This window comes from Flavobacterium sp. LS1R10 (assembly GCF_003968825.1).
GTDB lineage: Bacteria > Bacteroidota > Bacteroidia > Flavobacteriales > Flavobacteriaceae > Flavobacterium.
This window is the reverse complement of record NZ_RYDH01000001.1, coordinates 161,655-175,369: the sequence shown is the minus strand read 5'-3', so window position 1 is coordinate 175,369 and position 13,715 is coordinate 161,655. Positions and strand designations below refer to the sequence as shown.

Genomic DNA, 13,715 nt, shown 5'->3' with positions numbered 1-13,715 from the left:
CTCAAATTTAGTTTTAAACGATTTTTTTAGTGTATTTCACTTTCGGGTTTTAAAAACATTTACCACAACTTCGCAAATTATTGATACAGATTCGACATGTTTAATTTGCGCATTTGTGGGTTTAAGATTATTTAAAACAAAATAAATTTTACTTATCAAACAGTAAGTTTGCTAAAGCTTCGTCTCTTTTATAGACATCTTCATAGAAATGAACCACGCCGTCCGCATCTACCCAAGCGGTAAAATAACCAATATATACTGGAATTTTGTTTTTAAGCGTGTACCAGTATTCCTCTTCGCCATTCATCGCGGTTTCTATCTTTGCAGGATTCCATTTTTTATCGTTCTTCATAATCATCGCAGCAAGTTCTTTTGGCTTGGCTACTCGAATACATCCGTGGCTAAAAGCGCGATCTTCCTTCCCAAATAAACTTTTGGATGGCGTATCATGCAAATATATCGCATTCGAATTGGGAAATAAAAACTTGACTAATCCCAAGGAGTTCTCCGGTCCGGGTCTTTGTCTCACGTAATTGTCTTTCCATTCCATGTCGTGCTCGGCCAAGTAATTGGGATTGTTTTCAATGGCAGGAAGAATCTCTTTTTTGAGAATACTTGCCGGCACGTTCCAATACGGTCTGAATACAATGTACTGCATTGGCGCACTAAAAATTACGGTTTTATGCATGGCTTTTCCTACCACAACCTTGGAGCGTAATTCTGGTTTCCCATCTCTTAAAAAAGTCAGTTCATAGGCCGGAATATTCACCACGATTAATTCCTTGGATTTGGTAATATCATTCGAAATCCATCGGCAGCGTTCCATATTGACCATCACAGTTTTGATGCGGTCTGCAACAGATACATTCATGTAGCGGATGTGTTCCGGAAGTATCGTTTTGTTCAGTAGATTGCCACTTCTCTTTTTGAATTTCAATACTCCAGCCGCTAATTCAGCATCATATACGGCACTTTTAGAATCTCTGGCAAGATCATCCGTGACAAACAAACGTGTTCTGATTTGCGCAATGGCAGTGGCACTGTCTCCGGGTTTATAGGATTTTACACTTGGGTTTAATTCAGTGGTTTTCCATCCACCTTTAGTTTCTATTTTGCGGTATTCCTGTAGTACAGCTTTAAGGAGGTAATACTGTTTCAATACGCCTTTTTCGTCTTTGTGAATTAACGATGGATTGATCAATAGTGAATCCAGATAATCGCCATAAGATTGTTTTTTTCGAGGCAAAAACCACTCTAAATCCTTCGATTTTTGAGTGTCGATCCCATCATATACTTTATCCGCATAAAAGAAGTATAACGCAGAACTCAACAACTCAGTATTGATACTTGCTTTTTGATTGTCTTCCGGATTGTCATAAATGTCATCTAGTTTTTCCTTGTACGGAATCGCAGTTTCAATTCCTTCCTGCGTCAGATTATTCACTTTGTTGTATAATAAACCTGCAAATTCATTGAGGCCATCCTTGTCAAACCAGATGTAATGAAACTGATGCTTGCGGTATAACTTTTCTACTTCTGTTTGGTAAGGCTGCAGTTTTGGATATTTTTCAAAAAACGTTTTGATTTGTGTACTGTCAAAAGCAACTGCAACGGTATTTAAACTCGTTTCCTTTTTAGTGTCATTTACATCTTTCTTTTTACAGGAAACGAGGGTAAATAGTAGTGCAAAAATAATAAGTAGTATGGAGGTGCTTAACTTTCTCATAATCGTAACTTTAAATCTTACATTTTACTGTCTAAACAATACAAAAATACGTCAAAACTAGATGTGTAATACCGCCTTGGGTTAGGCGGTTCTTTTTAGTTTGAAATCAGATTTGTAATTGAAGTGTCTAGATTAAAAATAAATTATATTCAATAATCTTTTAATCAATTGGTTACGGTATTTTTTTTGTTTCTAAAACTAAATTTGAAATCAAATAGGATTGTCAAAATCCAAAAATTATTTCTTTCGGCTGCGTTCTATGAATCAACACAACCACTTTACAAAAAATAGAGCTATTGCTTTACGTATTTTGGACCTTGTGGTTTGGATTTCAAATGACTTTCAGTTGTTTGAATAATTAGTTTAGAGCGATTCATTGCTATATCGGATGTTTTTATGCTACCTTGTAATTCAAACAGAAAAGGACTACGAGGAGACCGGTAGCTGTTGATCGAAAAATAAAAATAAGATGGAATAAAAAACCATAAATAAATACCGAATGAAATGAAAAAACTACTAGCTTTTTTGATAGTAATAACCGTGTCTGGTTGTAAAAGTGTGATGGTAAAACAAAGCGATTCAAAAAACGAAATCAATGTTACATTAGATACTTGGCATAAAGCTGCAGCAGATGCTAATTATGACGCATACTTCGGCTTGATGTCAGATGATGCAATTTTTATAGGTACTGATGCAACAGAGATTTGGAATAAAACAGCTTTTCAGGCCTATGCAAAACCACATTTCGATAAAGGAAAAGCATGGGGTTTTACAGCTTTAGAACGTCATATTCATTTTGACAAAACAGGTAAAATAGCTTGGTTTGATGAATTACTGAATACTCAAATGAAAATTTGTCGCGGCTCAGGCGTGTTAGTCAAAATAGGGCAAAAATGGAAAATAAAGCAATACGTTTTGTCTATGACAATCCCAAATGATAATTCAGGTGAAGTGATTAAAGTTAAAACTTTTATCGAAGATGCCATGATCAAAAAATTACAAGCAAAGCAATAAAATTTTTAGTTTTTGTTTTATTCTTAAGTAGCAAGAAAGATATATTGTCGCAATTATTAAAAAGAGTTTTTGCCACAGATTGTAAGGATTAAAAAGATTTTTAAAATTACATAACGAATTAATCTGTGCTAATCTGTGGCAAAGAAATTTAGTGCTTTATTAAAATATGACATTAAATTTGAGTCATTACTTAGTTTAAAATTTCTTCATAAAATGTACTGTTGTTTAAAAGCCATCTTTAATTAAATAATAGTTTAAAGGGTGCATTAAATGTTGTTTTTAAAACGTTTTTCATTTTTTGGTCCCTAGTTCGCTCCGTCTTATATATTTCCTTAATTTTGCCAAAATATACTAAAAAAGTGGGAAGCAAAAACAAATTAAAAAGATTCAAGGAAAACGAGACATTCAACAACGTTTTTCAACCAACGAGGGAAGAAGTAGTAGGTGATTTATTTCCGTTGAAAGGGAAATGGAATACAGAATTTTTCAAAAATGAAAATCCATTGGTGCTGGAACTAGGCTGTGGGAAAGGAGAATATTCAGTAGGTCTGGCAGAAAGGTATCCCAATAAAAACTTTATCGGAATTGATATCAAAGGCGCGCGTTTCTGGCGTGGTGCTAAAACTGCTGTGGATACCGGATTGCATAATGTGGCTTTCATTAGAACTCAGATCGAATTGATCAATCATATTTTTGATGAAAATGAAGTAGACGAAATCTGGATTACTTTCCCCGATCCCCAAATAAAATACAAACGGACCAAACACAGAATGACAAATTCCGAGTTTTTGCAATTGTATAAAAAAGTACTTAAAAAAGACGGTATTGTAAATCTTAAAACAGACAGTGAATTCATGCATGGATATACCTTAGGTTTGCTGCATGGCGAAGGGCATGAAGTATTATATGCCAATCATAATGTGTATGTAAATGAAGGAAGTCCAGAGGAAGTAACTGCTTTTCAGACATTTTATGAAAAACAATATTTGGAAGTTAATAAAGCAATTACGTATATTCGATTTAAAATTAAAGAATAGTTTTATATTTGGGATTGTTTTTTTGAATACTGGTACCGTTTGCTTATGAATTTAATCACTTCCTTGTTTTTGGGTTTTGTTACTGCCTTTGTGGGGATTACTCCCCCGGGACTTCTCAATATGACAGCTGCTAAAGTAAATCTGAAAGAAGGGAAGAAAAGCGCTTTTTGGTTTGTTTTGGGAGCAGTAATCGTAATTTTTGTACAAGCCTATCTCGCTATTTTATTTGCACAATTTATCGAAGTGCGCCCGGATGTGATTGTTTTATTGCGAGAAGTAGGATTTGTCATCTTTACTGCGTTGACTATTTTTTTTTTGTTGGTTGCTAAAACCCCAAAAATTAAAAAAGGCAAAATAAAAAAGAAGAGTACTTCCACTCGTTTTTTCTTAGGAGTTTTGCTCTCCTCTCTTAACTTTTTCCCTATCCCTTATTATGTTTTTGCAAGCATTACTTTGGCTTCTTATAATTTGTTTCTGTTTGATTTTTCAAATGTTTTTGTTTTTGTGACAGGAGTGGTGTTGGGCTCTTTTTTGGGGTTTTATTTGTACATTACTTTTTTTCAAAAAATACAAGAGAAGTCGGATTATATTATGCGAAACATGAATACAATTATTGGTAGCATAACCGGGTTTATATCATTAGTTACTTTGATTAATATTGTCCGTTATTATATGGGGTAATTGGCTCACCGGGTCTCCCATAAAACCTTTTTTCACTAGATTTAAAATCATGTCAAACGATACTTTTTTTGAACGCGTATATGACATCGTCAGGCAAATTCCATACGGTAAGGTTACTTCGTATGGCGCTATTGCAAAGGCTTTAGGAACGGCACGCTCTGCCAGAATGGTAGGCTGGGCAATGAACGCCTCCCATGGTCTGGAGGATGTTCCGGCACACCGTGTAGTCAACAGGAACGGTTTGCTTACGGGGAAATTACATTTTGACGGCACCAATCTGATGCAGCAATTATTGGAAAGCGAGGGAATAATCGTGACCAACAATCAAATTGTAGATTTAGAAAAATATTTTTGGCAACCGGAAGTCAGGACAGAATGATTTATAATAGTTCAGATTCCGGGGTTCTAATCTCAACAAATACCCAATAACGACCAGCAATCTGTGCATCAATAAATGCGATGCAAATCCTTTATAATAAGAACTTTTCATAGTATCTTTGTAATCTGAAATCAGTTTAAATAAAGATAATATTCTGGTGGTATAAGCCAATAGAAACAGTAAACTAAAAATGAAATTAGAAAGAAAAGAAATTCTTAAAGCCTTAGAAACAATTACTATAGCCGGAGAAGGGAAAAATATGGTTGAAAGCGGAGCAATTGCAAACGTAGTCACTTTTGGCGATGAAGTAGTGGTAGATCTAGTATTACATACCCCAGCAATGCACATCAAAAAACGTGCGGAAGACGACATCAGAAAAACAATTCTTGAATTAGTATCTCCGGAGGCTAAAATCAAAATTAATAGTAAAGTGGAAGTGCCGGACAAACCAGAAATCAAAGGGAAACAAATTCCAGGTATAAAAAATATTATCGGAGTAGCCTCTGGTAAAGGCGGTGTAGGTAAATCTACCGTTACTGCAAATCTTGCAGTATCATTAGCTAAAATGGGATTTTCAGTAGGGATTCTAGATGCGGATATTTATGGTCCGTCCATGCCTATTATGTTCGACGTAGAAAGTGAAAAGCCCATTTCTGTCATGGTAGACGGAAAATCAAAAATGAAGCCCGTAGAAAGTTATGAGGTAAAAATTCTTTCGATAGGATTTTTTACAGCACCAAGTCAAGCAGTAATATGGCGAGGGCCCATGGCTTCTAAAGCCTTGAACCAAATGATATTTGATGCAGATTGGGGGGAATTAGATTTTATGTTAGTCGATTTGCCACCAGGAACAGGAGATATTCACCTTTCTATCGTGCAATCCTTGCCAATTACAGGAGTTGTCATCGTAAGTACTCCTCAGGCCGTAGCTTTGGCCGATGCCAAAAAAGGAGTTTCAATGTTCCTCTCAGAAGCTATAAATGTACCAGTTTTAGGAATTATAGAAAACATGGCGTATTTTACACCGGAAGAATTGCCTGAAAACAAATACTATATCTTTGGAAAAGAAGGGGCCAGAAATCTTGCCGAAGACTTAGATGTTCCATTCCTTGGTGAAGTGCCCATCGTACAATCGATTCGGGAAGCAGGTGATTACGGTCGTCCCGCAGCCATGCAAACCGGTTCAGTTATCGAAACAGTTTTTGAGGAAATCACAAAAAATGTAGTGCAGGAAACCGTCAACAGAAATAAAAATTTACCTGCTACCGAAGCTGTGAAAATTACAACTATGGCAGGTTGTTCCGCAGTAAAAAAATAAAAAATTGAACGCATGAAAATAATTTTCAATCGTTCAATTTTCTAATCTTTTGAATCTTTAAACAAAGACAATGACAACAGAACAATTAACCCTAGAAGTTCAAAAAGCGCTAGAAGAAATAAGACCTTTTTTGAATTCAGATGGTGGTGACATTACCCTTATTTCCATAGAGGACGGGAAACACGTAAAAGTGCGTCTCGAAGGAGCCTGTACCAGTTGCAGCGTAAATCAAATGACATTGCGTGCCGGAGTAGAAACAACCATCAAAAAGTTTGCACCACAAATAGAAACTGTTGTAAATATCCTATAAATTAACAGGGCGTGCCCCTTTTAAGAAAAAAGGCTACTTGTTTTAACGGGTATAGGCCTTTTTTCTTAAAACGGTCGGGCTATCCGCGCTACTTCGGTAGCCAGCTTCTATCCCTCACGCAGTCCGTATTTAATAACCAACACCGTTTGCCTAAAACCAAACACCCACAATCATATGGATGTATTAATAAAAATAAAAGATCGAGAAGGAGTCGTGCATGAGTTACAGGCTCCCACGGATATGGCCATGAATATCATGGAATTATGCAAAGCCTATGAGCTTCCTGTAGAAGGAACCTGCGGCGGTATGGCCATGTGTGCTTCCTGTCAATGTTATGTTCTTAATGATGTTGCCTTGCCAGAAATGGGCGATGATGAAGAAGCAATGCTTTCAGAAGCCTTTTATGTAAAAGCAAACAGTCGTTTGGGCTGTCAGATCCCAATTACCGAAAGCCTCGAGGGATTAGAACTCGAATTGGCTCCTGAAAATTAATAAAAAAGCATCTTGTTACTAAAACAAGATGCTTTTTTTAAGGGTATTTTCTAAAGAAGTGTTGCGTTATTTGAAAGTATTAGTTTTATGCCAATTCAACATTCATTAGGATAGTTTCTTCGATGGCGTCCCAAAGACCAATGCGTTTCTCTAAAGCTAATTTTGATACTTCCTCAACATCAGACCATTTTTGAGCATCTGTACCGCAAAGTTCTGTTATCATTTTCATCGCCATTGGCCCATGTTCATCCGCATCCAATTCGATGTGTCTTTCAAAATAATAAATCAGTTTGCTCAAATCCGTTTCAGGGAAATTCTCCTGAAAGTTTTTCAAAATAGCGGTAAACATACTCGGTATCAAATCTTCTCTTCCAAAAGTAAAAGCCGCTGCAATTTCATGGGATTTCCCTTCCTCAATAACCCTGAATGTGAAATCCAGGAATGCTTTAATATTGGGGTGTAAAGTGCTGGTTTTTATAGCGACAAATATGTTTTGAAGGGAATCTACTTCAGTTAAAAAATGTTCAATACCTTCAGTATTTGCTCCACAGGATTGCATGGCTTCAATATACATTTCATAATGACTCAAACGGCGTCCGTCTAATGTTAAGTCAGATTCTTCAGCAAGGACAATTTCGTTTATTAAATATCTGGTTTGTGGATTTTCCGTTGCAAACCAGGGTGTTGTTGTACAAGTTAATTTGGATTGTAATGCTTTTAATAAAGACATGAAATCCCAAACGGCATAAATATGATTTTCTAGAAAACATTGTAAATCCTCAATAGTTTTTACTTTTTTATATAAAGGATGGTGTAACAACAGTTCTTTTTGAGGCTGAATACTATTGTTGATGGTTTGGATATTCATAAAGAGTATTTTTGTGTAAATATAAAAAAGCTTCTTGGTATCAAGAAGCTTTTATTATCAATTTTATTAATAGTTTAATAACTGTTTACCACTACTTGAAAGCAGGAATTCCAGTGATGTCCATACCGGTAATTAACAAGTGTATATCGTGCGTCCCTTCATAGGTGATTACAGATTCCAGGTTCATCATGTGACGCATGATCGAATATTCTCCAGTAATTCCCATTCCGCCTAGCATTTGTCTGGCTTCTCGGGCAATTTCCACAGCCATCATTACATTATTTCTTTTGGCCATTGAGATTTGGGCCGTTGTCGCTTTACCTTCATTTCTTAAAACACCTAATCTCCATGTTAATAATTGCGCTTTTGTGATTTCAGTAATCATTTCGGCTAATTTCTTTTGTTGTAATTGGGTTCCTGCAATGGGTTTGTCAAACTGAATTCTTTCTTTGGCATAACGCAAAGCCGTATCGTAACAATCCATGGCAGCACCAATAGCGCCCCAGGCAATTCCGTAACGTGCTGAATCCAGACAACCAAGCGGTGCTCCTAATCCAGATTTATTGGGCAATAAGTTTTCTTTCGGAACTTTCACATTGTCAAAAATCAATTCTCCAGTTGATGAGGCACGAAGCGACCATTTGTTGTGCGTTTCCGGAGTGGTAAAACCTTCCATTCCGCGTTCTACAATTAAACCGTGAATTCTTCCTTCTTCATTTTTTGCCCAAACAATGGCAATATCAGCAAACGGAGCATTTGAAATCCACATTTTGGCACCATTCAATAAATAATGGTCGCCCATATCTTTGAAGTTGGTAATCATACTTCCTGGATCTGAACCATAGTTAGGTTCCGTTAAACCAAAACAGCCCATGTATTCTCCAGTGGCTAACTTAGGTAAGTATTTCATGCGTTGTTCTTCGTTTCCGTACTTCCAAATAGGATACATCACTAAAGAGGATTGTACAGATGAAGTGGAACGAACGCCAGAATCACCGCGTTCTATTTCTTGCATGATCAAACCATAAGATATTTGGTCTAGACCCGCACCGCCGTATTCTTCTGGGATGTAAGGACCAAAACCGCCTATTTCGCCCAAACCTTTAATGATTTGTTTTGGGAATTCGGCTTTTTGAGCATATTCTTCTATAATAGGTGATACTTCACGTTTTACCCAAGCACGAGCAGAGTCACGTACTAGTTTGTGTTCTTCTGTTAGTAAATCGTCAAGGTTGTAGTAATCTGGAGCTTGAAATAAGTCTGGTCTCATGGTTATTAATTTTTATGGAACAAATTTACAGAAAGAAATATAACAAAAGCATTAACAAATGTTATATTTTTTTATTTTAAATAGAAATAAGTAAGTCGAAAGTTTAAAAGTCGTAAAGTCAAAAGAATTAACTTTAAGTAAAACAGCTTTAAATCAGATTTTTACATGATTTTATCCTGATTTTAAAATACGACATTATACCATGGTTATTACTTAGCTTATTTTTTAACAAATAAGTCCTTTTATATACGGGATTTTATTAAAAAAGGTATTATCCTCTAAATTACAATAAAAATTAACTTTAGCAGAGATCAAAGGTGTTTTAAATAAGATTACGGAATGGTTTAGGTGTTATTTAGAATCATTTTGGACTTACATCTTCATATAAAACTCTTTAGTCAATGCAATGTATTCGGGAGTATAAATGTGTCTTGCAGTTTCGATAATCAATTCGTCAACGGGATAGTTCGAGCTTTCTTCTCGGCTAAAGGCCAATAAACTGCGTTTAATTTCGGTAGTTGGAGTTCCTTTTACGTGTGTAATTTTAATTGGATACAATTCGTATTCTTTGGCAAGAGCCAAGAAATTTTCTTCTTCTTTGAAAGGAATTATAACTGTGAATATTCCGTTTTCTGAAAGCAATAAATCAGCAGCCTCGATTAAATCCTCAAAAGGCATCGCGTCAGCAAAACGGGCTAAATCACGTTGTTCGTTATCAGATTTGTAATCATCAGTATAAAATGGAGGATTGGAAACAATTAAATCATACTCGTCTTCCGGTTCTTCGACGAATTCATCTAAACCGGCATGAAAACAAAATAAGCGATCACTCCAAGGGGAGTTTTCAAAATTATCTACGGATTGTTCATACGCTTCTTCGTCTATTTCCAAAGCGTCAATTTGTTCCGCGTTACTTCTTTGTGCCAGCATTAGTGCGATTACTCCTGTTCCGGCTCCAATATCTAAAATACTAATAGGATTGTTTTCAATAGGAGTCCATGCACCAAGTAAAACGCCATCGGTTCCAATTTTCATGGCGCAACGATCTTGCTGGATTGAGAATTGCTTGAAACTAAACATAGGGAATTTTGATTTCAGATTGTAGATTAACGATTTTTGAGGAATTGAACACTAAAAACTGAATACTGAACACTAATTTAAAGGTACATTTCAATAAGTCCTTCTGGTAGATCCATGATAACTTTTTTGTTTTCACGGTCAATTTTAACCAAGAAAAGATCAATCATGGGGATAAGAATCTCAACATCACCGTTGAGGACTTCAAAAAGGGGTTGGGCAGTAGTATCATTAATGGATTCGATCTTTCCAACAACACCAAGACGTTTGTCTTCAACTTCAAAACCAATTACTTCGTGGAAATAGAATTTATTGCCGCTAAGTTTCGGCAACATCTTCAAAGGAAGGTAGATGGCATTGCCTATAATGGCGTCTGCCTCTTCTTCGGTAGTCATGTCTTCAAAACGAATTCTAAGTAAATCGTTTTTGTGCAGCGAACTACTTTCAATAAAAAAAGGAACCAAGTGTTTGTTACATTCAACAAACACTGATTCCAAGTTTTCATATAACTCAGGTTCGTCCGTGTCTAAATAGGCTAGAATTTCCCCTTTGAAACTAAATTTTTTAGCGATTTTACCTAAATAGAAACAATCTTCTTTACGCATAGTCGCCTTCTAAAATTATGCTTCAGTTGTTTCGTTATTTTCTTCTGCGGCAGGAGCTTCTTCAGCTTCAGCAACTTCTTCTTCAACAGCTGGAGTTGCAGCAGCGATAGCGTCAGCTTCTGCTTGAGCAGCTGCAGCTAAACGTTTTGCATTCACATCTTGTTCTGCTTTGAAAGCTTTAGCTTTAGCATCCGCTTGCACTTTTGTTAAGCCGTCTTTTTTAGCATCTACTTTTCCAGTTTTTGCCTCTAACCAAGCATTTAATTTAGCATCAGCTTGTTCTTGAGTTAAGGCTCCTTTACGGATACCACCGTCAAGGTGATGTTTCAATAAAGCTCCTTTGTAAGAAAGAATCGCTTTAGCAGTATCTGTTGGTTGAGCACCATTGTGCAACCATTTTACTGCACTATCAAGGTTTAAGTCGATAGTTGCTGGGTTTGTGTTTGGATTGTAAGTACCAATTTTTTCTAGGTATTTACCATCTCTTTTTGAGCGTGCATCTGCAGCTACAACCCAGTAAAAAGGTTTTCCTTTTTTACCGTGTCTTTGTAATCTAATTTTTACTGACATAATCTTGTGATTAAATTTTGAGGTACTCGACCTCTGTTAATTAAGGGTGCAAAGATACCTTTTTTATTGATAAATACTAATTGGATTGTGGTTTTAATCTGTGGCAGTGCACTGTAGGTGGTTTTGATTCGTGTTTTTTTGTCCTGTTATGTTTTTTTTTAGCATTAATGCCCTATTTTTGTTAGTAAAAGAAGGTTTTATGAAAAAATATTTGATATTTCTAGGGGTACTTTTTTTAATGATTTCATGTGCGGAAGAGGTGAGTTTTAATACTCCTTCTTTACAAGGAAGGAAAGACAATGTGTTTTGGAGAGCGACAGCTTCCAAAGCGACTTTAGCTTCTGATGGTTCACTAGTAATTGAAGGGTTTACTGGAAATGAGGTTTTGACTTTGAAGACAACCTCCATATCACCTCAAGTGTATCCATTGGGAACCAGTAATTCCAAGACAGCTGTTTACGTATTGACTGGAGGAAGCGATGTTTCATTTGCAACAGGTATTGACATGGGTAGCGGGCAAATAGTAATTACTGATTATGATGAGAAGGGTCTTACGGTTACAGGTACTTTTAAATTTAGTGCAGAAAATGCAAATGGCAACCCATCAGCAGGGACTGTTTTGAATTTTCAACAAGGCGTATTTTATAAGGTTCCGGTAAGTCTGCGGGTTCCCTAAATTCACACGGTTAAGATTCTTAAATTGCAGGAGTTGGGTATTTTAGTAGCTTCATTTTCTTTTTGAATTTAAAATAAAAACATAAATAAGCTAATCTATAGTAGATTGCAAAAAAAATAGCAGTACATTTGTTTTATTATTTAAATAAGAACATATGAATATTTTTGTTGGAAGTCTTCCATTCAGTATTGAGGAAGCAGATTTAAGAGAGTCTTTCGAGGCTTATGGAGCAGTTGATTCAGTTAAAATTATTACTGATAAATTCACTGGAAGAAGTAAAGGATTTGGTTTTGTTGAAATGCCAAATGATGAAGAAGCTCAAAAGGCTATTGATGAATTGAATGGTGCTACTGTTCAAGGACGTGCAATCGTTGTAAACAAATCGGAGCCTAAACCAGAAGGTGAAAGAAGAAGTTTTAACAATAACAGTCGTGGTGGAGAATCTCGCGGTGGTTATGGTGGTGGAAACAGCCGTGGTGGAGAAAACCGTGGTGGTGGAAACAGAGGTGGATATTAATATTTTTCTCTACAACTATAAAAAAAGGTGTCAATGTAAATTGACACCTTTTTTGTTTCCTCACCCCAGCCCTCTCCCAGAGGAAAGGGGGGTTGGATTTTATAAATTAGCAACTAACCAGTCACCTACTTCGCTAGTTTTGTATGCCTTAGCCCCTTTAGCAACTAAATCTTCAGTTACAATTCCTTGTTCGAGTGATTTGTTGACTACAGCTCTAATCGCAGCCGCTTCTTCTTTTAAGCCGAAGGCATCTTCAAACATCATTGCAGCAGATAATACGGTCGCTAATGGATTGGCAATATTTAGGCCTGTGGCCTGTGGATAGGATCCGTGAATGGGTTCGTACAATGAAGTATGTTCTCCAACGGATGCAGAAGGCATTAATCCCATTGATCCGGATATCACTGAAGCTTCATCAGTCAAAATATCTCCAAATAAATTTTCTGTAATCAAGACATCATATGAATTTGGCCATTGTACTAAACGCATCGCTACGGCATCCACAAATTCATAACTTACCGTAACTTCGGGATAGTCTTTTTCCATTGCTTGTACGGTTTCTCTCCACAAACGAGAAGTTTCCATTACGTTGGCTTTGTCTACACAACATAGTTTTTTAGTACGAGTCATTGCTAGTTCAAAACCTTTTTTAGCTAAACGTTTTACCTCTGATCTGGTATAGGTACAAGTGTCAAACGCTGTTTCACCACCGTCTTTTCTTCCCTTTTCTCCAAAATAAATTCCGCCGGTAAGTTCCCTTAAAAAGATTAAATCAGTTCCTTCAATACGCTCTCTTTTTAAAGGAGAATTGTCAATCAAAGAGGGGAATGTAAATGTTGGGCGAACATTAGCAAACAGCCCTAGTTTTTTACGCATTAATAACAAACCTTGTTCTGGACGAACCGGAGCGCTTGGATCATTATCGTATTTTGGATGTCCAATGGCTCCAAATAAAACAGCATCAGCAGCCATACAAATTTCGTGAGTCTCATCAGGATAAGGAACTCCTACGGCGTCAATGGCACAAGCTCCTGTAAGTGCAGGAGTCCAGATGATTTCATGGTTGAATTTTTTAGCGATCGCATCCGAAACTTTTACGGCTTCATGGATTACTTCTGGTCCAATTCCGTCTCCGGCTAAAAGGGCTATTTTTAATTTCATATTAATTGTGTTTT

Annotated in this window: 16 protein-coding genes; 9 read left to right on the top strand and 7 right to left on the bottom strand. The window is 36.5% G+C overall.

Annotation, left to right across the window (positions count from 1 at the left end):
- Positions 1 to 148: 148 nt before the first annotated feature.
- The gene (locus tag EKL96_RS00815) at positions 149 to 1,726 is read right to left on the bottom strand and encodes a murein L,D-transpeptidase (protein WP_126457521.1); all 1,578 of its coding nucleotides are present in this window, start codon (positions 1,724 to 1,726) and stop codon (positions 149 to 151) included.
- Between the two features lie 504 nt (positions 1,727 to 2,230).
- Between EKL96_RS00815 and EKL96_RS00810 the strand changes: the two genes are divergently transcribed.
- The 7 genes from EKL96_RS00810 (at position 2,231) to EKL96_RS00780 (ending at position 6,957) form a co-directional block, all read left to right on the top strand.
- Positions 2,231 to 2,740, top strand: a complete 510-nt coding sequence (locus tag EKL96_RS00810; protein ID WP_126457520.1) for a nuclear transport factor 2 family protein — start codon at positions 2,231 to 2,233, stop codon at positions 2,738 to 2,740.
- A gap of 359 nt (positions 2,741 to 3,099) precedes the next feature.
- Positions 3,100 to 3,777, top strand: a complete 678-nt coding sequence (trmB, locus tag EKL96_RS00805; protein WP_126459008.1) for a tRNA (guanosine(46)-N7)-methyltransferase TrmB — start codon at positions 3,100 to 3,102, stop codon at positions 3,775 to 3,777.
- A gap of 45 nt (positions 3,778 to 3,822) precedes the next feature.
- Complete coding sequence (locus EKL96_RS00800; protein WP_126457519.1) at positions 3,823 to 4,458, top strand: LysE family transporter; 636 nt, start codon at positions 3,823 to 3,825, stop codon at positions 4,456 to 4,458.
- A 49-nt stretch (positions 4,459 to 4,507) separates the two neighbouring features.
- Positions 4,508 to 4,837 carry an MGMT family protein gene (locus EKL96_RS00795; protein ID WP_126457518.1) on the top strand — a complete coding sequence of 110 codons (330 nt, stop codon included), beginning with the start codon at positions 4,508 to 4,510 and terminating at the stop codon, positions 4,835 to 4,837.
- Positions 4,838 to 5,027: 190 nt separating this feature from the next.
- Positions 5,028 to 6,155 (top strand): Mrp/NBP35 family ATP-binding protein, encoded by a 1,128-nt coding sequence (locus EKL96_RS00790; RefSeq protein WP_126454314.1) that lies wholly within the window; start codon positions 5,028 to 5,030, stop codon positions 6,153 to 6,155.
- A gap of 70 nt (positions 6,156 to 6,225) precedes the next feature.
- Positions 6,226 to 6,465: a NifU family protein gene (locus tag EKL96_RS00785; protein ID WP_126454312.1), complete on the top strand. Its 240-nt coding sequence runs from the start codon at positions 6,226 to 6,228 to the stop codon at positions 6,463 to 6,465.
- 174 nt (positions 6,466 to 6,639) lie between these two features.
- Positions 6,640 to 6,957, top strand: a complete 318-nt coding sequence (locus EKL96_RS00780) for a 2Fe-2S iron-sulfur cluster-binding protein (protein WP_039110363.1) — start codon at positions 6,640 to 6,642, stop codon at positions 6,955 to 6,957.
- A gap of 85 nt (positions 6,958 to 7,042) precedes the next feature.
- On the opposite strand, the gene EKL96_RS00775 is transcribed toward EKL96_RS00780, so the two are convergent.
- The 5 genes from EKL96_RS00775 to EKL96_RS00755 all read right to left on the bottom strand — a co-directional run bounded on the left by EKL96_RS00775 (position 7,043) and on the right by EKL96_RS00755 (position 11,347).
- The gene (locus EKL96_RS00775; RefSeq protein WP_126457517.1) at positions 7,043 to 7,825 is read right to left on the bottom strand and encodes a DUF3050 domain-containing protein; all 783 of its coding nucleotides are present in this window, start codon (positions 7,823 to 7,825) and stop codon (positions 7,043 to 7,045) included.
- 91 nt (positions 7,826 to 7,916) lie between these two features.
- Positions 7,917 to 9,095 carry an acyl-CoA dehydrogenase family protein gene (locus EKL96_RS00770; protein WP_126457516.1) on the bottom strand — a complete coding sequence of 393 codons (1,179 nt, stop codon included), beginning with the start codon at positions 9,093 to 9,095 and terminating at the stop codon, positions 7,917 to 7,919.
- A gap of 372 nt (positions 9,096 to 9,467) precedes the next feature.
- The gene (locus EKL96_RS00765) at positions 9,468 to 10,175 is read right to left on the bottom strand and encodes a tRNA1(Val) (adenine(37)-N6)-methyltransferase (RefSeq protein WP_126454304.1); all 708 of its coding nucleotides are present in this window, start codon (positions 10,173 to 10,175) and stop codon (positions 9,468 to 9,470) included.
- Positions 10,176 to 10,252: 77 nt separating this feature from the next.
- Positions 10,253 to 10,777: a ribosome maturation factor RimM gene (rimM, locus tag EKL96_RS00760; protein ID WP_126457515.1), complete on the bottom strand. Its 525-nt coding sequence runs from the start codon at positions 10,775 to 10,777 to the stop codon at positions 10,253 to 10,255.
- Between the two features lie 15 nt (positions 10,778 to 10,792).
- Entirely contained in the window at positions 10,793 to 11,347 is a 555-nt protein-coding gene (locus EKL96_RS00755; RefSeq protein WP_126454300.1) for a 30S ribosomal protein S16, read from the bottom strand.
- Between the two features lie 199 nt (positions 11,348 to 11,546).
- On the opposite strand from EKL96_RS00755, the gene EKL96_RS00750 reads away from it, so the two are divergent.
- On the top strand, positions 11,547 to 12,023 hold the full coding sequence (locus tag EKL96_RS00750; RefSeq protein WP_126457514.1) for a DUF6252 family protein: 477 nt from the start codon (positions 11,547 to 11,549) through the stop codon (positions 12,021 to 12,023).
- Positions 12,024 to 12,177: 154 nt separating this feature from the next.
- Positions 12,178 to 12,540, top strand: coding sequence for an RNA recognition motif domain-containing protein (locus EKL96_RS00745; RefSeq protein ID WP_126454296.1), 363 nt, complete (start codon positions 12,178 to 12,180; stop codon positions 12,538 to 12,540).
- A gap of 99 nt (positions 12,541 to 12,639) precedes the next feature.
- On the opposite strand, the gene leuB is transcribed toward EKL96_RS00745, so the two are convergent.
- On the bottom strand, positions 12,640 to 13,701 hold the full coding sequence (gene leuB, locus EKL96_RS00740) for a 3-isopropylmalate dehydrogenase (protein WP_126454295.1): 1,062 nt from the start codon (positions 13,699 to 13,701) through the stop codon (positions 12,640 to 12,642).
- Between the last annotated feature and the right edge of the window lie 14 nt (positions 13,702 to 13,715).